Annotated in this window: 15 protein-coding genes; 9 read left to right on the top strand and 6 right to left on the bottom strand. The window is 64.7% G+C overall.

The window, feature by feature from the left end:
- Positions 1 to 54: 54 nt before the first annotated feature.
- A complete protein-coding gene (locus BDD21_RS01095; RefSeq protein ID WP_120795573.1) occupies positions 55 to 444 on the top strand; it encodes a hypothetical protein in 390 nt (129 codons plus the stop codon).
- Positions 445 to 525: 81 nt separating this feature from the next.
- Here the strand turns inward: BDD21_RS01095 and BDD21_RS01100 are convergent, their stop codons facing one another.
- Positions 526 to 1344 (bottom strand): lysophospholipid acyltransferase family protein, encoded by an 819-nt coding sequence (locus tag BDD21_RS01100; protein ID WP_245969352.1) that lies wholly within the window; start codon positions 1342 to 1344, stop codon positions 526 to 528.
- A 213-nt stretch (positions 1345 to 1557) separates the two neighbouring features.
- On the opposite strand from BDD21_RS01100, the gene BDD21_RS01105 reads away from it, so the two are divergent.
- The 3 genes from BDD21_RS01105 to BDD21_RS01115 all read left to right on the top strand — a co-directional run bounded on the left by BDD21_RS01105 (position 1558) and on the right by BDD21_RS01115 (position 3567).
- Positions 1558 to 1968, top strand: a complete 411-nt coding sequence (locus BDD21_RS01105) for a hypothetical protein (RefSeq protein ID WP_120795575.1) — start codon at positions 1558 to 1560, stop codon at positions 1966 to 1968.
- A gap of 215 nt (positions 1969 to 2183) precedes the next feature.
- Complete coding sequence (locus BDD21_RS01110; RefSeq protein ID WP_120795576.1) at positions 2184 to 2933, top strand: HesA/MoeB/ThiF family protein; 750 nt, start codon at positions 2184 to 2186, stop codon at positions 2931 to 2933.
- 103 nt (positions 2934 to 3036) lie between these two features.
- The gene (locus BDD21_RS01115; protein ID WP_120795577.1) at positions 3037 to 3567 is read left to right on the top strand and encodes a hypothetical protein; all 531 of its coding nucleotides are present in this window, start codon (positions 3037 to 3039) and stop codon (positions 3565 to 3567) included.
- Between the two features lie 73 nt (positions 3568 to 3640).
- On the opposite strand, the gene ubiA is transcribed toward BDD21_RS01115, so the two are convergent.
- Complete coding sequence (gene ubiA, locus BDD21_RS01120; RefSeq protein WP_120795578.1) at positions 3641 to 4552, bottom strand: 4-hydroxybenzoate octaprenyltransferase; 912 nt, start codon at positions 4550 to 4552, stop codon at positions 3641 to 3643.
- A gap of 324 nt (positions 4553 to 4876) precedes the next feature.
- On the opposite strand from ubiA, the gene BDD21_RS01125 reads away from it, so the two are divergent.
- The gene (locus BDD21_RS01125) at positions 4877 to 5899 is read left to right on the top strand and encodes an SUMF1/EgtB/PvdO family nonheme iron enzyme (protein WP_120795579.1); all 1023 of its coding nucleotides are present in this window, start codon (positions 4877 to 4879) and stop codon (positions 5897 to 5899) included.
- A gap of 246 nt (positions 5900 to 6145) precedes the next feature.
- Here BDD21_RS01125 and BDD21_RS01130 read toward each other — a convergent pair whose 3' ends face one another.
- The gene (locus BDD21_RS01130; protein ID WP_120795580.1) at positions 6146 to 8149 is read right to left on the bottom strand and encodes a cytochrome c3 family protein; all 2004 of its coding nucleotides are present in this window, start codon (positions 8147 to 8149) and stop codon (positions 6146 to 6148) included.
- A 521-nt stretch (positions 8150 to 8670) separates the two neighbouring features.
- On the opposite strand from BDD21_RS01130, the gene BDD21_RS01135 reads away from it, so the two are divergent.
- From BDD21_RS01135 to BDD21_RS01145, 3 genes are all read left to right on the top strand, one after another.
- A complete protein-coding gene (locus tag BDD21_RS01135) occupies positions 8671 to 10089 on the top strand; it encodes an efflux RND transporter periplasmic adaptor subunit (RefSeq protein WP_120795581.1) in 1419 nt (472 codons plus the stop codon).
- A gap of 2 nt (positions 10090 to 10091) precedes the next feature.
- Positions 10092 to 13283, top strand: a complete 3192-nt coding sequence (locus tag BDD21_RS01140; protein ID WP_120795582.1) for an efflux RND transporter permease subunit — start codon at positions 10092 to 10094, stop codon at positions 13281 to 13283.
- 243 nt (positions 13284 to 13526) lie between these two features.
- Entirely contained in the window at positions 13527 to 13823 is a 297-nt protein-coding gene (locus BDD21_RS01145; RefSeq protein ID WP_425470200.1) for a type II toxin-antitoxin system Phd/YefM family antitoxin, read from the top strand.
- A gap of 361 nt (positions 13824 to 14184) precedes the next feature.
- Here the strand turns inward: BDD21_RS01145 and BDD21_RS01160 are convergent, their stop codons facing one another.
- Positions 14185 to 14715: a phospholipase D-like domain-containing protein gene (locus tag BDD21_RS01160; protein WP_211334953.1), complete on the bottom strand. Its 531-nt coding sequence runs from the start codon at positions 14713 to 14715 to the stop codon at positions 14185 to 14187.
- A gap of 456 nt (positions 14716 to 15171) precedes the next feature.
- On the opposite strand from BDD21_RS01160, the gene BDD21_RS01165 reads away from it, so the two are divergent.
- Positions 15172 to 16080: an Rpn family recombination-promoting nuclease/putative transposase gene (locus tag BDD21_RS01165; protein ID WP_120795583.1), complete on the top strand. Its 909-nt coding sequence runs from the start codon at positions 15172 to 15174 to the stop codon at positions 16078 to 16080.
- 142 nt (positions 16081 to 16222) lie between these two features.
- On the opposite strand, the gene rapA is transcribed toward BDD21_RS01165, so the two are convergent.
- Positions 16223 to 19003 (bottom strand): RNA polymerase-associated protein RapA, encoded by a 2781-nt coding sequence (gene rapA, locus BDD21_RS01170; protein WP_120795584.1) that lies wholly within the window; start codon positions 19001 to 19003, stop codon positions 16223 to 16225.
- A gap of 5 nt (positions 19004 to 19008) precedes the next feature.
- On the bottom strand, positions 19009 to 19371 hold the full coding sequence (locus tag BDD21_RS01175; RefSeq protein ID WP_120795585.1) for a hypothetical protein: 363 nt from the start codon (positions 19369 to 19371) through the stop codon (positions 19009 to 19011).
- Between the last annotated feature and the right edge of the window lie 134 nt (positions 19372 to 19505).

Here is a 19505-nt window from a genome sequence, read left to right on the forward strand (position 1 = left end):
ACTCTGTTCGTCAGTATATTAGCATTAACTTAATTTATGACAGAGCAAAGACTCATGAAATCAACCTCGATCCTCTTGATCGCTACTTTGGTCGGCTCGTCCGCCGTCGTCGCAGACGCCCGTCCTCTCGCAATCGGTCTCGACGGCAGCTTCGAGAACGAACGCAGCTTCGCAACACAGGCCGGTCACGATTGGTACCAGCAACAGCGCTTGATCGCTGCCGAACTCATGGCGGAGCACATGCTGGCACGGCTGCATGAGTCGTCCGACGAGGTCGTGCCCGATGCGAGCATCCGGGGCGACGTCTCGCCGAGCGGTCGATTCGCGAGCGCCGAGTTGGAGCAGATCGCCCATGCCTTGGCGGATCCGCGCGTGATCGCACTCTTGGAGACCAGCGCCTATTACGCTGCGGTTATCGAGGGGCGCGTACCGGTCACGAACTGACCGCGTCGCATCTTCGATATCAAGGCCGGGCCGCTTTCCAGCGACCCGGCCTTTTTCATTGATGTGGCGACCGCCCGCCCCTCACAAGCGCTCGAGCGTCGCGCGAATCCAATCCTCGGCCTTCTCGTTCACCGCTTTCGCGGTCTCGCCCGAGCAATCGATCGGCTCTCCGATCGCGACCCGGATGGTGCCGGGGAAACGCCACAGCGACCGCGCCGGCCAGCAGTCACCGGCATTGTGGGCAATCGGGACGACCCGTCGTCCGGCACGACAGGCCAACATGGCGCCGCCGGCATTGAATCGCCCCATACGCCTCGGCGGTTGGCGCGTGCCTTCCGGGTAGATCACCACGCTGATGCCCTGCGCGAGCCGCTCCTGACCGACTCGCAAGATCGTCTTCAAAGCCTGCCCCGGCTGGCCTCGGTCGATCGCAATCGGTCGCAGCAGGACGAGCGCCCAACCGAAGAAAGGCACCCAAAGCAGCTCGCGCTTGAGCACGGTTGCCTGAGGCGTGAAGAGCAACTGAAGGTAGAAGGTCTCCCACTGACTTTGGTGATTGGCCAAGACCACCACCGGCTCGCCCTGCGGGATATTCTCAAGCCCGCTGACCTCGATCTCGACACCGTTGAGCCGACGCAGCAACCACATGGTCGCTCGCGACCAGAGGTTCACGAACCGATAACGCTGCTCGAAGGTCTGAAACGGGGCCACGACAAACGAGGCGAGGCTGTGGAAGATCCCCATCAGGTTGTAGAGTACGAAGAAGAGGATGCTGCGAAGCCGGATATCGAGACCGACCGGGCGCCCCACATGAAGGTCCGGACCGGATGCTTCCGGTCGCTCGGGACTCGGCGCCTGCCGGAGTACAGTATCCGCGTCGGAAAGATCTCTTTCGGTCATGCGCTGTTCCATGACGGGTTACGGATGGCCTCGGCACGTCACATGGGTTCAAGCACAAACCCGGCCGGGCGTTCACAGAGGCAGAACAACTCGGCTCCGCACGGCTCTGCGTCGAGCGCCGACCGGAGCGAGATGCCGGCGCGACCGAGCAATGCTCGAACCGCCGGTTTTCCGCTTTGAGAATTCGAGTGCCGCGATTAGCATAAGGGTACCATGCACATCTCAGACGTCGACCGCATCAAGTCTCGCGAGATCCCTTTCCACGAGATCCATCCGGACCCGCACCAAGCCGTCACCGCGGCGCGGTTCCTCACGGACGTGGACGGCATCCTCGAGACCAACCCCGCCGGACCGATCCTGCTTCGGGTGTCCTACGACGTGCTTGTCACCACGCTCCAGGAGATCGAGGAAGCCCTCACCGAGCTGGGTCTGCACCTGGACAACCGTCTGATGCACCGCGTCCGACGGGCACTCTATTACTACACCGAGGAAACGCTCCGAGCCAACTGCGGCTGCCCGCAGGGCGAGAGCAACTGCACCAAAAAGGTCTTCGCCAAGCGCTACGAGCTGATCGAGCACGGATGTCGGGACGATCGACCGGAGCATTGGCGGCGGTATTTGTAGCCTCCAGCCTCCAGCCTCCAGCCTCCAGCCTCCAGCATGTCGACCGCAGCCAGCGCCCTGATTTCCGCCAGCAAGAGAGTCGTACCTGATGCGAACGACCTGATCGCTCGACAGCGTGCGGCCCGAGCGGGACTCCTCGGCCGGAAGCAGCTCCAAGCCGACCCTGGCTGGCGGCTGGCGGCTGGCGGCTGGCGGCTCGGAGCCGGAGGCTCCGAATGACCGACGCCGAGCTTCTGCGCTACAGCCGCCAGATCCTGCTGCCCGACTTCGGGATCGAGGGTCAGGAGCGGCTGCGGGCATCCAGCGTCCTGGTGGTCGGGCTCGGCGGACTGGGCTCGCCCGTCGCCATGTATCTCGCCGCGGCCGGTATCGGTCGGCTCGTACTGGCGGACTTCGACGCGGTTGACCTGTCCAACCTCCAGCGACAAATCATCCATACCACCGCGCAGATCGGACGACCCAAAGCGGAATCCGCCCGCGTCGCGCTCGACGCGCTCAACCCGGGTGTGGATCTGGTGACCGTCAAGCGCAGTCTCGTGGAGGAAACGCTGCCGGACATCGTCGCCGAGGTGGATCTGGTGCTCGACTGCTGCGACAACTTCGCGACCCGGTTTGCCGTGAACGCAGCCTGCGTGGCTGCCGGAGTCCCGCTCGTCAGCGGCGCGGCCATCCGTCTCGAGGGCCAGGTCACCGCGTTCTCCGGCCAACCCGGCGGACCCTGTTATGAGTGTCTCTACCCGCGCGACGCCAGCATCGACGAGACCTGCTCGACCAACGGCGTGCTCGCCCCGGTGGTGGGCATTATCGGCAGCATTCAAGCGACCGAGGCGATCAAGATCCTGACCGGACTGGGCGAACCCCTGTTCGGGCGCCTCCTGCTGCTGGATGCGGCGCTCATGCAGTGGCGAAGCCTACGCCTGCCTTCCGATCCGAGCTGCCCGGTCTGTTCCATTACGCAGGTGTAAACCGCGCCGATACGCTGCAGTCCGATGCGGCAATCGACACCCATCATCGCAGACCGGCGCGGCCGGTCTTTCCAACCGAGCAGTCGAATAGGTCACCCGTCTCATGCGCTTCGAAATCAGCCCGGATCAGATCAAAAAGGCCAACATCCCGCACGAATTATTCCTGACCAACCTGATCGCCAACCACATCCTGCTCGCGGTCGCGATGGGCGGCTTGGCCGGAAGTTTTCCCTGGGTGATGGCCATCATCCCGGCGATCTCCTTCAGCATCCTGGGCTTCACGCTTTGGCGTGCGAAGCGCGGTATCGGACGCGACTCCTGGTACGTCATGTGTCACTGGCAGGTCTGCGCGAAACGCAGCCGGATCTTCCTGGTGATGCTCAGCCTGCTCCTCACCGCGGTCGTGCTCGGCTGGGTCGGATACACCTACGGCGGGATGATGAAGGAAGCGGTCTGGGCACTGGTGATCGGCATCGGGATCCTCCCCGTGATGGCCACGGTGCTCGTGCTGATCATCGTCGAGTCCGATGCCCTCTATCACGCCAATCAGGCCAAGCTCCCGGATTGGGTCGTCGCGCGCTTCCCGAACGCGGAGGCGCGGGTCATCGAGGATGATCCCCAGGCATCCCATTAAACCGCGTCCAGAGCGAGATGCTCACTTTCGAGTGAGTTCGGCGTTTGGTCACGGCCGACCGATCCGGCCGGGATCAAGCCGCGGTGGCAAAGGCGTAGTCGAGCACCAGTCCGACGAAGATCGCCATTCCGAAGTAGTTGTTGTTCAGGAACGCCTTGAAGCAGGATGCCGGTGCCCGCTCCCGAATCAAGACCTGCTGATGGAGCGCCAACCCCGAGGCGACTGCCAGACCGCCGAAGAAGAAGAACCCGCGCTCGGCCAGCAGCCCGATCCAGACCAAGAGCGCCAGCATCAACAGCTGCAGCAGCCCGATGATCAGCCGATCCCGCTCGCCGAAGAGGATCGCGGTCGACTTGATCCCGATCTTCAGATCGTCCTCGCGATCGACCATCGCATACTGGGTGTCGTAGATCAGCGCCCAGATCAGGGTTGCGACGAACAAGAGCCAGGCGTATCCGGGGATACCACCGGTCACGGCCGTGAAGGCCATCGGAATCGCCCAGCCGAAGGCCGCGCCGAGAAACAACTGAGGCACATGGGTGAAGCGCTTCATGAAGGGATAGATCAGGGTCAGCGCGGCGGCGACCACCGACAGGGCCACCGTCTGCCAGTTCATGAAGAGCACCAGCCCAAACGCGACAAGCGACAGGATCACGAAGATCGCCACCGCCTCCTGCGGGGAGACCGCGCCGGTCGCCAACGGCCGTTCACGGGTGCGCGCGACATGCCCGTCGAAGTCGCGATCGGCGAAATCGTTGATCGCGCATCCGGCCGAGCGCATCAACACGACCCCGAGCACGAAGACCGTGACCACCTGCCAGGGCGGCTGACCATCCCCGGCCAGCCACAAGGCCCAAAGCGCCGGCCACATCAAAAGGAAGATGCCGATCGGCCGATGCAGGCGCACCAGCAACACATAGGCATGCAGACGCTCGCGCCAGGACAGCGAACGCCGGCTGCCGGTCTTGACCTCGGGAAAGCTCATATCGCCAGTCGTCATCCGAGCTGATGTGAAGATCGAAAATCGCGCCGGATTATCGCACAGGCACAGACGCAAGAAGACGCGCGGTTTAGAATCAGCACGTCGTGATGCCGCGCAGTCCGGTTCGCCGGCGGTAGACCGCCGCATTTAACCTGGTGGAGCGTTGGAGCGGTGCAGAGATCCCGAGACCGTCCGAGATCATTCTCGTTGTCGTTGTCGTTGTCGTTGTCGTATCGATGATCGATGACGACAACGAACGGTCCCGACACCTCTGCCCTGCTGCACTAGGTTCAATCCCCCCCAACCCGAACACGAGGGATCCATCCCGTGCGCTACTCAACGATCCTGCTCTTGGGCGCGGCCGCGCTGTTGCCAGGTGCGACACTCGCGGCGGAGGCCACCGGCGCGGTGCGTATCTTCACCATCCCCGGAGACGCGAAGTTGTTTGTCGACGGCGAGCGCAAAGGCACCTCGCCGAGCACGGCCAGGGAGACCTTCCTGATCCATCTCGCCCCGGGCGAGTATCGCATCGAGGCCCGCCGAGACGGATTCGACCCGGCCGCGCAGGAGGTCTTCGTCGCCGCCGGAACCGAGCAAACCCTACAGCTCAGCCTCGCCCCGGAGATCGCCATGGTTTCGATCCCCGCCGGCTGTTTTCTGATGGGTAGTCCGCCCGACGAGCCCGAGCGCGACGACGACGAGGGACCCCAACGCGAGGTCTGTGTTCCGGCCTTCGAGATCGGCAAACGCGAGGTCACCTTCGCGGACTGGGATACCTGCGTGCTCGATCACGGCTGCACCAAGGATCCGTCCGACGAGGGCTGGGGACGCGGCGATCGCCCCGTGATCAATGTCTCCTGGAACGACATTCAGGAGTATCTGCGCTGGCTCAATCGCCTCACCGGCCAGGACTACCGACTGCCAACCGAGGCGGAATGGGAGTACGCCGCACGCGCCGGCACCACGACGCCCTTCAGCACCGGAGCCTGCATCAGTACCGACCAGGCGAACTACGACGGCACCTTCGAGTATGCCGGTTGCGGTCAACCGACCGACGTCAATCTGGGCCGCACGGCGCCGACCGGCAGCTATCCGCCGAACCCGTGGGGTCTGCTCGACATGCACGGCAACGTCAACGAGCTGACCCAAGACTGCTGGAACGGCGGTTTCGAAGGCGCACCCACCGACGGCAGCGCCTGGCTGGAAGGCAATTGCGCACACCGGGTGATGCGAAGCGGCTCCTGGTACGGCTACGCCGGCTACATGCGCTCGGCCTACCGCTGCCGCGTCGGCCCCGGCTTCAACCATCGCAGCATCGGGTTCCGCATCGCGCGCTCGCCGGGGATCTGAGACCGATCCGGAGTTCGTCAAACCTTCGGTCGCTCGTGACACCCGCTCTGCGGTGTCACGCATGCCCTCTGGCGCTCTGCGCCACGATGGTCGGTGCGAGCAAGCCGACAAAGCGCGTTCAGCGCGGTTCTCGAGTTCGTCACGTCGAACGCGACCTGGCGGGCCGTCGGTCCGGCTGAAGAGAACGACTGCAAGTCGTCTATCCCGAGGGTGTCGCCGCTTCGCGACGACCCGCCTAAGGCCCCTTCAGTGCCCGCTTAAAACGTCGAAATAACCCTTCAACACCAGCCCCGCCAAGATCAGGCCGATGATGATCATCCAGCCGGTGACCTTGCGCCCGGCTCGGCGCGCCCGCTCGGTCGGCGGCTTGATCAGATACTTCTCAAGCTCACCGCTCGCCTTAAGCCGCTCGTACTCGAGCGCATGCTCGTGCTTGAACTCCTCCAGAGGCACGGCGCCGGTCGCCATGACGATGTCCATGGGCCACTTTTCGGGGCGGAAATGGACGTTGAAATAGTGCACGGTGAAGAGGAAGACCGCGGCCAGAATCGCCTCCTCTGCATGCACGATGGTCGCGATATTGAACACCCATCCGGGCAGGAAGGACGCCGTCACGGTCGGGAACCAGAGCATCAGGCCGCTCAGGCCGATGATCATCATGCCCCAGAACGGCGCCCAGTAATCGAACTTCTCCCAATAGGACCAGCGGTCGAACTTCGGCCGCGGGGCCATTCCGAAGAACCATTTGAACATGGCGCCGATGTCGCGGATGTCCTGCCGATTGGGCACCATCGAGGTCGGACCGAACCACCGGAAGCCCTTGCCGGCGCGTAGGATGTTGATGATCACGACGATCAGATGACCGAAGAAGACGGTCGCGAAGGTCACGGCGGCAACCCGGTGGATTACGGCGGCGACCTTGGGTCCGCCGAGCAGGTTCATCACGTACTGCGCCCACGCCTGCTCGGCGAACAGCACCGCCGTGCCGGTCAGCACCAAGACCATGACGGCAATCGCCAGCACACCGTGGGCAAGCCGCCAGCCTCCGCTGAAGCGTCTGAAATAGACCTGCGGCGGATTGGCCGGATCGACACGATAGCCCTTGCCCTGCCTGCGCTCGCGCCATTCGCGATAGATCCACAAGAGCATGTGGGTCCAGAAGAAGAGGAAAACCGCGACGATCAGGAATTCCATGAACCGGGCGGCAATCCACATCTCCGGATAGTTCTTGAAATCGTTGGCGTCGCCGTGAGCGTGAAAGCCGAGGAAGCCCTCGGGCGCGCCCTCGTGGCACTGGCGGCAGGTCTCCAACCGATTGTTCGGATGCACCTTCGACGCCGGGTCATCGACATCCATGATCCCGTGACTGCCGTGGCAGTCGTAGCACTTGGCGGTGTGCGTATAGCCCAGACGCACCACTTGGCCGTGATAAGACTTCTCGTAGGTCTCGACCTGCTTTTGGTGACAGCTCCCGCAGTTCTCGGTGATGGCGAGCTTGACCTTGGTCCGCTCGGGCGAGTCGATGTTGTGCGGGGTGTGACAGTCCGAGCAGATGGCGGAGCCGGCGTTTTGTTTCTCGATGACGGCGGTGCCGTGGACGGAGGTCGCGTAGCGCTCCTTCTCCTCCTCGTGGCAGCGGCCGCAGACCTCGTGAATCCGGCCCCGATGCTCGGCGCGCGCAGCACTTCCGACGGTGCCGATGTCGTGACCGTCGTGGCAGTCGTAGCAGGTGGCGTTGGTCTTGGACTGATCCAGCAGGTTGGGACGGGCGTGTACCGAAGCCATGTAGCCGTCGATCTGAGACAGCACCACGTCAAGCCGCCGGTACTCGGGATCCGAGCTGCCGTGTTGCATCTCGGCTACTTTGAGATGGCAGGCCACGCAGCCGATGCTCTTGGGCAGCGGGATCTCGTGGATCGCCTTCTTAACCGTGTTGTGGCAACCGACGCAGGGCTGGCTGCCGTGCACGCTGTGCTCGAAGCGCTCCCGATCGACATAGATGTTGATCACGGTGCCGTCTTCGCGCTCGGAGGTCTTCTCGTCCTCGTCGTTGTGACACTTCAGGCAGCGCGCGTTCGGGATCGAAGGAAGATCCAGCGCCTCGGCAAGGGTCGGCTGCTTTGCCGCCGGTGGCGAATCAGACCCACCCGTCTCCTCGCTCGCCGCCGCGACGCGTCCGGCCGAGAGCGCCAGGCCGAGCACGAGCAGCATCGGGAACCACATGTAACGGTAGCGCAATTGAGGGGACATCGATGTCCTCGCCGAAACAGGTTGAGATCAAGTGACCGCGGCGCGCGAAAACGCGGCGCTACTCCTGCTGCGGGGCGCGATGCTGCATTGGCCCGGTCGATCCCGCCGGGATCAGGGATCGACAGGCGCGTTTATACCATCGCCGGGGCCGCTCCGACAGAGGAGCGCCCCGTCCGGCGGCACACTCGCGCGCGACAATCAGCGTTGCGCATGCACGAAGCTGTCGAGCGCATCGCATTCCGCGCATGATTCGGCGTCTCTCAGTCCCCGTCCGCGCTGCTGCGCTGTACAATCCAGGCCATCGCGACATGCACCATGCAGCCGTCCGAGGCATCTCCCGGAGCATCATGACCGACCGCATCCCCGTCACCGTGCCGACACCCCAACGGATGCGGCCCGGCATCGCTCGATGCTCGAACAGGGACGCCTTGCCCCGCACCCAGCCTGGCCCCCAGCCGCCCCCGCATCCCGGATGAGGATGTCGGCGCATACCCCCGTGCCCCCAAGGAGAGGCATCGCCCATGAGAACGACGCATTCCAAAACATCCGGCCGACGCGCCGGCTCGTGGCTCGACGCGACACTGCCGGCGCTGACCGCTTCGGTGCTGACCCTGACGGTCGGCTCGACGGTGCTCGCTGCAGACACGCCGGACGGTAGCGCCGAGAAGGCCCCGCCCCCGCCGGCCGTCGTGGTCGCCGCGGTCGAGTCCAAGCTCGTGGATCATCACGGGCGCTTCATCGGGACCATTCAGGCGATCCAACAGGTCAACGTCCAGGCGCGGGTCGAGGGGTTCCTGGACGAGGTCGCATTCGACCAGGGCTCGCTGGTGAAGAGCGGACAGCTCCTCTACCAGATCGAGCAACCCCCGTTCCAGGCGCAGCTCGATGCGGCAAACGCAGAGTTGGCATCGGCCGTCGCCGAGACCGCCAAAGCGCAAGCGGATCTCCTCGACGCCCAGGCCCAGTTCGAACGCTTCTCTGCGCTGGTGAAGAAGGGCGATACCTCCCAGTCAGAATTCGATCGGTCGCGGGCTCAGCGCGACATGGCCCAGGCAAACGTCGACAAGGCCAAAGCCGCCGAGCTTCAAGCTCAGGCACAGATCAAGACCGCCCAGATCAACCTCGGATACACCACCATCGCCAGCCCGATCGACGGGCGCATCGGTGCGACCAATTACACCGTCGGCAACCTCGTCGGGCCGAACAGCAAGGTCCTCTCCACCGTGGTGCAGCTCGATCCGATCCGCGCCGTCTTCTCGATCCCGAGCGCGGACTTCGTGCGTGTCACGGAGAAGGCCGGCACCCCGGGAGAGAACTTCGCAGACTACGTGCCCGAGCTGATCCTCCCGACCGGCGCGACCTACGGGGAGACAGGGACGATCGCCTTCGTCGACAACCAGGTCAACGCCAGCACCGGCTCGATCGCCATCTATGCGGACTTCCCCAACCCGGAAGGCGTGCTGCTGCCGGGCCAGTTCATCACGGCACTCATCCACACCGCCGAGCAGAAGCGCCAGCCCGTGATTCCGGCCGGAGCGGTGATTCAGACCAAGGACGGGAAACAGGTCTATGTCGTGGGGTCCGACAATCGGGTGACCTTGCGCACCATCAAAACGGGCAGCCAGATGGGGACCGACTTCGTTGTCGATGCCGGATTGAAGGAGGGCGAGATCGTCGTCGTCTCGGGCATTCAGAAGATCAAGCCCGGAATGGTGGTGACGCCGACGCAAGCGGCTGCACCCAAAGACGCGGAAGGCACCAAGAGCGAAGGCACACGCGACGCCCCGTCCGGCAAGACACCCCCGAGCGAAGCCGCCGACACCAAGCCCGAGACGACAGAGCCGGAGAACACCGAGCCTGCCAAGCCAGAGCCTGCCAAGACTGATAAGGACTCCGCCGATCAGACCACACCTCAAACTGCGCCGAAGACGGGGAGCTGACCATGATCTCCAAGGTCTTCGTCGATCGACCACGCCTTGCGGCAGTGGTCTCGACCATCATCGTGGTGGCCGGACTGCTGTCGATCTTCAACATCCCGGTCTCTCAGTATCCGAACATCGTCCCGCCGGTGGTGCAAGTCACGGCCAGCTACCCGGGCGCGGACGCCCAGACCATCGCCGACACCGTCGGCAGCCCGATCGAGCAGCAGGTCAACGGCGTGGAAGGCATGATCTACATGTCATCGACCGCCTCCTCCGCGGGCACCTATAACCTGACGGTCACCTTCGAGGTCGGCACGGACCCGAACATCGCCCAGGTCAACACCCAGAACCGGGTCTCCCAAGCCCTCGCGCAGCTACCCCAAGAGGTCCAGGCGCTGGGCATCACGGTGCAGGCCGAGTCCACCAACCTGCTGCTCTTCATCAACGTCTTCTCCCCGGACGGCAGCAAGGACCCGATCTTTCTGTCCAACTTCACGACCATCAACATCCAAAACGAGGTCGCGCGCATCCCGGGCGTCGGCGAGGCCAGCCTCTTCGGCCCGCTCAACTATTCCATGCGCATCTGGCTCGAGCCCGAGCTGATGTCCGCGCTCGGGATCGCTCCCAGCGACGTCATCAGTGCCATCCAAGCCCAGAACCTGCAGGCCGCACTCGGACAGATCGGCGGACCGCCCATCGCGGACGATCAGGTCCTCCAGTACGCGATCGTGACCGAAGGCCAGCTCGTCCAGCCGAGCGAGTTCGAGCAGATCGTGGTGCGTACCGGGGAGGACGGCGCCATCGTGCGCGTGAAGGACATCGCCCGGGTCGAGCTGGGTGCCGAGGCCTACACCCAGATCTCCTATCTGAACGGCAAGCCCGCCGCCGCGATCGGCATCTACCAATCGCCCCAGGCCAATGCGCTCGACGTCGCCGAGGCGGTCCGCGCCGAGCTCGAAACATTGAAGACCCGTTTCCCGGCCGGTGTGGAGGCCGAGGTCATCTACGACTCGACCCTCTTCGTGAAGGCGTCGATCCAGGAGATCATCTTCACGCTGGGCATCACCTCGGTGATCGTGCTCTTGGTCGTCTTCATCTTTCTGCAGGACCTGCGCGCGACCATCGTCCCGGCCTTGACCATCCCGGTGTCTCTGATCGGTGTCTTCGTCGTCCTGCTCGCGGCGGGATTCTCGGCCAACACCATCAGTCTCTTCGCGGTGGTCTTAGCCATCGGCTTGGTCGTCGACGACGCCATCGTCGTGGTGGAGAACGTCCAGCGTCTCATGCTCGAAGAAGGGCTCGACCGACGCGCGGCCAGCCTCAAGGCCATGGAGCAGGTCACCGGCCCCATCATCTCCACCACCCTGGTGCTCTTTGCGATCTTCGCGCCGGTCGCCTTCCTGCCCGGCATCTCGGGCGAGATGTTCCGCCAGTTCGCGCTGACCATCTCCGCGGCAGTGGCCATCTCCGCGCTCAACGCGCTGACGCTCTCCCCGGTCATCTGCTCGCTCGTGCTGCGCAAGCCGAAGGCGGCGAAACGCGGACCCTTCGCCTGGTTCAACACAGGCTTCGACAAGACCCGCGACGGTTATGTCGGCATCGTCGGCATCTTCGCCCGGCGCGCCCCGATCGCGGGCCTGCTGATCATCCTCATCGGGACCGCGGCAGTGCTGCTCCTCGACCGCCTGCCCACCGGCTTCATCCCCAACGAAGACCAAGGCGTGCTCTTCGTCGACGTTAGCCTGCCCAGCGGCTCCGCCCTGCCGCGCACCACGGATGTGCTCACCCAAGTCCAGGAGATCGCCGCGCGCACGCCCGGTGTCGCCAACGTCATGACGGTCTCGGGCTACAGCATGCTCACCAGCGCCCCCTCGTCCAACAGCGGCATGGGCGTCATCGTCCTGGATCCCTGGGACAAGCGCACCACCCCGGAGCTGCGGATCAAGGGGCTTCTGGAAAGCCTCCAAGGGCAGATGAGCGCCATCCCCGAGGCCACGGTGTTCCTCTTCCCGCCGCCGCCCATCCCCGGCCTCGGCCAGGCCAGCGGCTTCACCATGCAGCTCGAGGCCCTCGGCGGGCAGTCCCCGATGGAGCTGACCCAGACGCTGCAGGGTCTAATCGCCACGGCCCAACAGGACCCGCGCATCGGGCGGGCCTACTCATCCTTCAGCGCCGATGTCCCGCAGCTCTACCTGGAGCTTGACCGAACCAAGGCGCAGTACATGGACGTGCCGGTCGCCGACGTCTTCAACACCCTCCAGGCCACCTTCGGCAGCACCTACGTCAACAACTTCACCTATCAGGGGCAGACTTATCAGGTCAACGTCCAGGCCGACCAAAATGCACGCATGACGGTGGACGATCTGGCAGGCGCCTATGTTCGCTCGACCAGCGGCGCCATGGTCCCCATCGGCACCTTGGCGACCATCCGCGAGCAGCTGGGAACAGACCTGGTCTTCCGCTACAACGAGTTCCTCACGGCGATGATCAGCGGCAGTCCAGCCCCCGGACACTCGGCGGGCGACGCCATGGACGCCATGCAGGAGGCCGCCAAGAAGGCCCTCCCCGAGGGGTACGGCTTCGAATGGACCGCCCTGTCCCTGCAGGAATCCCAACAGAGTGCAGGCGGAGAGATCGCCATCTTCGGCTTGGCCGTCCTCTTCGGGTACCTCTTCCTGGTCGCCCTGTACGAGAGTTGGTCCATCCCCTTCGCCGTCTTAGCCTCGGTGACCGTCGCCATCCTGGGCGCCGCGGTGACCCTTTGGCTCGCCGGGCTCGACAACGACCTCTACACCCAGATCGGCCTGGTCCTCTTGATCGGCCTCGCCGGCAAGAACGCCATCCTCATCGTGGAGTTCGCCAAGGAGCAGCGCGAAGGCGGAAAGAGCCTGCTGGACGCGGCCCTCATCGCAGCGCACATGCGCTTTCGCGCCGTGCTCATGACCGCGCTCGCCTTCATCATCGGTTTGCTGCCCTTGGTGCTCGCGACCGGCGCGGGCGCCAACGCCCGTATTCACCTGGGCTCCACCGTGCTCGGCGGCATGCTCTTCGCCGTGATCTTCGGCATCCTGCTCATCCCCGCCCTCTACGTCATGTTCCAGTGGCTCGGCGAAAAAGGACAAGCCTGGATCCAGTCGAAACCGGAGGACGCGGATGAAGACCCCGGCCTGCAGCCGACGGCCGAGACCAAGGCCACCGAGGCGGGCGGATAGGCGGGTCGCCCGATCGCCGACGGATCCACCGTCGGCGACGGGGTGAAGGCGGGCGTGCCACGCTCGTCGGGAGGATGCCGGATCTAAACCGCGTCCAGAGTGAAATGCGTCGTTCTCATTCTGTGTCTGGCTTCGGCGACTTCTTCGGCCTCACTGGAGACGCGGTTTAGAAGTTCTTATTATTCAACGCCTTAAACCGAGAAGACTCCGACTCTCGCCGATTCTGCCGCGAGGACGGTAGACTTGACCAAGTTCTTGAACAGGTCTGATGCCGTGAAAGTCGTCGCCTACTCCCATGCGCGCAACGCCCTGAAATCCATGCTGGATGATGTCGTTCGGGATGCGGACGTGACCATTATCAGCCGTCGCGATGCCGAAGGCGATGCCGCGGTGATGTCCCTCGACCACTACAACAGCCTGGTGGAGACCCTGAATCTTCCCTCGACACCCGCCAATTCCGAGGCATTGGCCTGCGCGATTCGGCAGGATCAGGCGTGCGAGGCCCAGCCACGAGCCTTGCTCGACACGGACGGCGGTTGATCGTGCGCGGGATCCGTTTCGTCCCCGACGCTTGGGATGCTTACATCTACCGCCAGCAACAAGACCGAAGAACGCCCAATAGTCATCCCGGCAGCGAGTGCCTGGAAGGCATCGAGTCCTTGATGCCGCCAGACTTGAGCAAAGCGTCGCAGAATTTTTCGTTGTCGTTGTCGTTGTCGTTGTCGTTGTCGTTGTCGTTGTCGTTGTCGTTGTCGTTGTCGTGTTCGTCCGGAATCCGATGACGACAACGAGGCTTTGGCCATCCTCTCGTCACATGCCTCTTGGGTTCCCCAACCGGACGCAAGACTTCGGCCCCACACCCGGGTACGCCGACTTCAGTCGGCCCCCGGGGAGGCGGACTTCAGTCCGCCGTGCGGGCGTGCTCGGGGGGCCGACTAAAGTCGGCGTACCCGTGCGGTCGCGGTCGGCGACCTGGACACTGCCGATGTGGCCGAAACGATGCGTGGAAAGGTCCTCGGGCATAACCGCCCTGGTGATTGACCCGCATGGCAAGCTTGCTCTCCAACAATCCGGCCGCGGCGAGCCAGGCCAAGGCGTTGAGCCGATCCTTGATCAGAACGTCTTCGATCTCCGCCAAACTGCGGGCGGCGATCGTGCGCAAAACGGCGGCGGAGTTCTCTTGGGCACGCTCCAGGGCGGCGCAGTCGTCGGGCTCCAGGTGCGGGGAGACGACCAGGCGCATGTGTCCGCGCCGAAGTGCCAGGCTCGCGACTCCGCGGGCCGCGAGGGCGAGCCCGGCGCTGGTGAAGTAGCCCGCCGCGCGGCGGTAGAGCAACGCGGTTTCAAGACAGGGGACGAAGAAGTCGTGCACCAGGTCGTCGCGACCGGTGCGGTAGGTGAGCTTGAGCGGGATGTGCGTCAGGTTCGGCACCGGGGATCCGCGATGCATTCCGGTGAAGCCATCATGACCCGAGCGCCGATGCGGCAGGACGCGCTGAACCCGTCGTCCGCGCCTTCGCTGCCGTCGTGTGACGCAGGATGCGGGGACTGGCCGGGATCGGGTGGCCGCGGGGGTTTCGTTTTCGGGTCCATCGCAGTTCCATCCGCTTTTGAACAGGCGCCTGCTCGGCTTGGGTCGTTGGGCATTGTGCCAAACTTTCTCGTCGGGTGCAGGCAATTGGCGCGATCCGGAACGGGCGTTAGGATCATGGGGTGCGGAATGCGTACCGGGTTTGGGTGGGCGCGATCTGTCGCCGCGAGGTCATCGGCGGGCGGCGCCGGCTTGGCGGCCGGGGAGTCGACTGCAAGTCGACGATCCCAGGGTTGGGAGGCGAACCGCTCGCGGACACGATTTGTAAACGCGGGTTCGGCGCCTTACACTCGCGCCATGCGCCACCCCATCGATCCCAAAGTCGACTGCGTCTTCAAGGCCCTACTCGGCTCGGAGGACAACCGTGCGCTGTTGATCCACTTTCTCAATGCCGTGCTGATCGACGATCTGCCCGCTCCGATCATCGAGGTCGAGATCCTCAATCCGTACAACGAGCGCGAGAGCTTCTCGGACAAGCTGACCATCGTCGACGTGAAGGCCCGCGATGCGGCGCGGCGACTGTTCCAGATCGAGATCCAGTTGCTGGTCTTCGCGGATCTCGCCTCGCGCATTCTCTACGGCTGGGCCGATCTGTACAGCCAACAGCTTCAGAGCGGACAGGACCATCGCGAGCTCAAGCCCACGTATGCGATCTGGATTCTCGATCAATCGCTGCGGCGGGATGATGCCGCCTATGCGTGCCGCTACCGCATGCGCGACGATCGGGGATACGATCTAATCGACCACGGCAGCATCTGGGTCTTGGAGGTGAACAAATTTGCGGCTGCACAGGTCGAAACCGAGCGTGAACGTTGGCTAAAATTCTTCAAGGAAGCCGAGCGCTTCGATGAGACCACGCTGCCCGAGTGGATGCACACCACCGAGATGAGGCAAGCCATGAGTACCTTGAACGCCTTCTCCGAGAAAGAACGCGCCTATCACGCCTATCAGGCGCGTCAGGAATTCCTGCGTCAGCAGCGTGGGATCCAACGTGAGCTCGACGAGGCGCGGGCCGCCAAGGAAGCAGAGCGACAGGCTACGGAGGCCGAGCGACGGGCGAAGGAAGCCGCACTCCAGGCAAAGGAGATCGAATCCCGGGCCAAGGAAGCCGCGCTCCGGGCAAAGGAGATCGAATCCCAGGCCAAGGAAGCCGCCCTCGCCGAGGTCGAACGCCTCAAAGCGCTGTTGAAACAAAAGGATGCCTAGGGTTCGACTTCGGTCCGAACCGTTGACGCGGCGATCCCGACGTCGATTGGGATTCCGCCCGGTTTGACGACCGGCGGGTCGACTGCAATTCGACATACCGGCGCGGACCGGCACTGGAATTGCGGGACGCGCCGGGCGCGGTTCAACCGGTGACGATCAGGCGTAGCGCGTCCAGTCTCAGATGGGTCTTCGCCAGGGCCTGGGCGAGCTGTTCGCGTCTGTCTTCGAGCGTGTTGATCTCGTCCGGGCGCACGTTCGGGTTGACCCGCGCTAGGGCGCGCAGACGGTCCAGCTCTTCGCCGAGGAGATGTTGCATCCGTGCGGTCGCATCCCGGCGCAGGTCGAACACGGCTTCGCGCGCCAAATGCTCGCCGGTCTCGATCATGGAGACCAGCCGTTCGCCCCGCGACTCCAGCAGTGTGCGGGCGAGTTTGTGGTTATGGTTGAGACAATGCCCCTGCAGGTCCTCGTGCGGGATCGTCTCGGCCAGATCGGCGCCGGACTCGTCGATCAGAAGCCGCAGCAGGGTCGGCGGCAAGAAACGGCCTGCCTCCAGATGGGCCGGGGCCTGACACTCGGCGATATAAAGTGCCTCGAGCAGCAGGCTGGCGCGTTTGAAGCGCACGTCACGGACGATCGTCAGGGCGGAGGTCCCGAGGTCGGATGCGCTCAGAAGCTCGATCGCCGCACGCACCATCGGGTGCTCGCGGGTCATGAATTCCCAGTGCTCGTGCGAGAGTGCGGTCGCGCGGTCGAAGGTGAGGGTTACGCCCTCCTCGGGCAGCTCGGGGAAGGTCTCCTGGAGCATGTGCGCCCCCGGGCGCACCACCAACGCTTGGCTCGGCGCGGACTCGTGCTCGACGCCGAAACCGTCCCAGAAACGCTTGAGATAGTCGGCCAAGTCCTCGTCGGCATCGGCATGCTCGATGGCCTCGACCAAGGCGGCGGAGCGCTCGGGACGGTGGGAGTGCAGCTCGAGGAGACGGTCGCGCCCCGCGGCCAGCTCGGCATTGATGCGTGCACTCAGCGCTCGGGCCTCCGCGATCAAGGCGTCGGTGCCTTGCGGATCCGCCAGCGCCGCCATCAGGTCCTCGCGCAGCCGCGCGTAGACGGCCGGCGCGGCGGGACAGATGGTCGAGAAGGCGTGCAGGCCCTCGGCATACCACCGGAACAGGACCTCGCCAGGACCGCCCGCGAGATAGGGGACATGGATCTGCACCCGGCGGGTTTGCCCGATCCGATCGAGCCGACCGATGCGTTGCTCGAGCAGGTCCGGATCCAGCGGCAGGTCGAACAGCACCAGATGATGGGCAAACTGAAAGTTGCGCCCCTCGCTGCCGATCTCGGAGCAGAGCAGGATCTGGGTCCCGTCATCGATCGACGCGAAATAGGCCGCCGCCCGGTCGCGCTCGCGGATCTCCATCTCATCGTGGAAGACGGCCGCATGGATGCCGGCACGACGCAACAGCACATCCCGCAGATCCAGGACCGTGTCGGCCGCGGTGCAGATGAGCAGCAGCTTCGCGGGGCGGAGCCCTCGGAGCAGTTCGATGAGCCAATCGACGCGCGGGTCGACGTCCGACCAGGCGGATCCGTGCGTGCGCTCGGGTGCGAGCCGTTCGGCCGCGTGGCTCGCAAGCGCCCGGTATGCGGCAGGCTCCGGCAAGGGATAGGGCAGCAGATCGCGCCCCGGAAACCCCGGGATGGCCGCACGGGTGTTGCGGAACATGACCCGCCCGGTGCCGTGGCGGTCGAGCAGACGCTGGATGATGGTCTCCGCGTCCAACCCGTCCAGGTCGCCCAAAAGAGAGGCGATCAGGGCCCGATCGGCGTCGTCGAGCACCCGCCCTTCAAGCAGGTGCGCGGCGGCGGTCGCGACGGGCGCATAGCCCGCCTCCTCGGCGAGGAAGGACGGGTAGTCCCGGAAACGCTGCGGATCCAGCAGCCGCAACCGGCCGAAGTGACCCGCACGGCCCAGCTGCTCGGGTGTTGCCGTCAGGAGCAGTACGCCCGGCGTGCGCTCGGCCAGGTCGGCGACCAGACGATATTCGGGGCTGGCGGCGGCTTCCGACCAATCCAGGTGGTGTGCCTCGTCGACCACGAGCAGGTCCCATTGACCCTGGACGAGCGCCCGTTTCGCCGCGTCTGACCGGACGATCCAATCGAGGCTGCAGAGGACCTGCTGATCGGCGAGAAAGGGGTTGGGCTCGGAGATGGACTCGAAGCGCTCGTGATCGAAGAGCGCGAAGCGCAGGTTGAAGCGGCGCCGCATCTCCACCAGCCACTGATGGAGCAAGGGCTCGGGCGTGATCACAAGCACCCGTTGCGCACGCCCGGTCAGCAGCATGCGATGCAGGATCAGCCCGGCCTCGATGGTCTTGCCGAGCCCGACCTCGTCGGCCAGGAGCACGCGCGGGGCGTCGCGTCGTGCCACCTCGGCGGCGATCTCGAGCTGATGCGGGATCAGCCCGACCCGCGCGCCGACCAGACCCCGCACCGGCGAGTCGGCCTCGCGCATCCCCTGTAGCCAGGTCCGCCAGCGCAGATCGAACCAATGATCCGGGTCGAGCCGCCCGGACAGGAGACGCTGATGCGGCCGGTTGAACCTGAGCCGGTCGTCCAGCTCGGACTCGGGAAGCGTGATGACAGCGCCCTGGAGATCCTCGCACTCATACGTCATGAGGCCCGCGTGACTCGCGACCGAGAGGATCGTCAGATCCCGACCCTCTCGATCACGCACATGCTCGCCCGCCGTCAGCTCCAGACGCACCAAGGGCGGATCCGGCAGGGCATAGATGCGCTCCTCGCCGGTCGCCCGATAGGCGATCTCGACACGACGCCCGTCGACGGCGACTACCTGACCGAGGCCGAGCTCGCCTTGGGTCTCGCTCAGCCAGCGCTGGCCGGGGACGAAGCGCTGCATCGGTGCTAGATGCGCCGACGATAGTCGAGGATAACCGACACCCCGTGCCGTTTGCCCTCGGGCAGCGCCTGCACGATCGCCCGACGCAAGGTCTTGGGCACCCGCTCGCACAAACGCGCCACCGTGTAGGACGGCAGCCCGCCGGCGAGTCGCACCGCCTCGGAGCGCGGGATATCTCCCAGGAGCTGAACCTGAGAAGGTTCGCGTAAGCGCAGAAACCGCAGACGCGCCGCGTCGTACTCGCCGCGACCGCAGGCGCGACGCACCGTCACGGCGACCTGCTCCGCAGACTCGTCGGAACGCGATTCGGACGCCACGGGGGCGGTGAACTGCTGGGAAGGATTCAAGGTGTTGTTCATCAACTCCATCACCGGATTCTCCTCGACGCTGCAAGGCGCGGTCAGAGGTCCATTGAGCCTGAAAAGGCGACCGTCGACCCTCGGGCGGCTCGACGCGCGCATTCAGGACAACCAAAGCCGGCTACCGCCGGCACCCAGTCGGA

Origin of the sequence: Thiocapsa rosea, from assembly GCF_003634315.1 — a bacterium.
In the GTDB taxonomy this organism is placed as follows: Bacteria; Pseudomonadota; Gammaproteobacteria; order Chromatiales; family Chromatiaceae; genus Thiocapsa; species Thiocapsa rosea.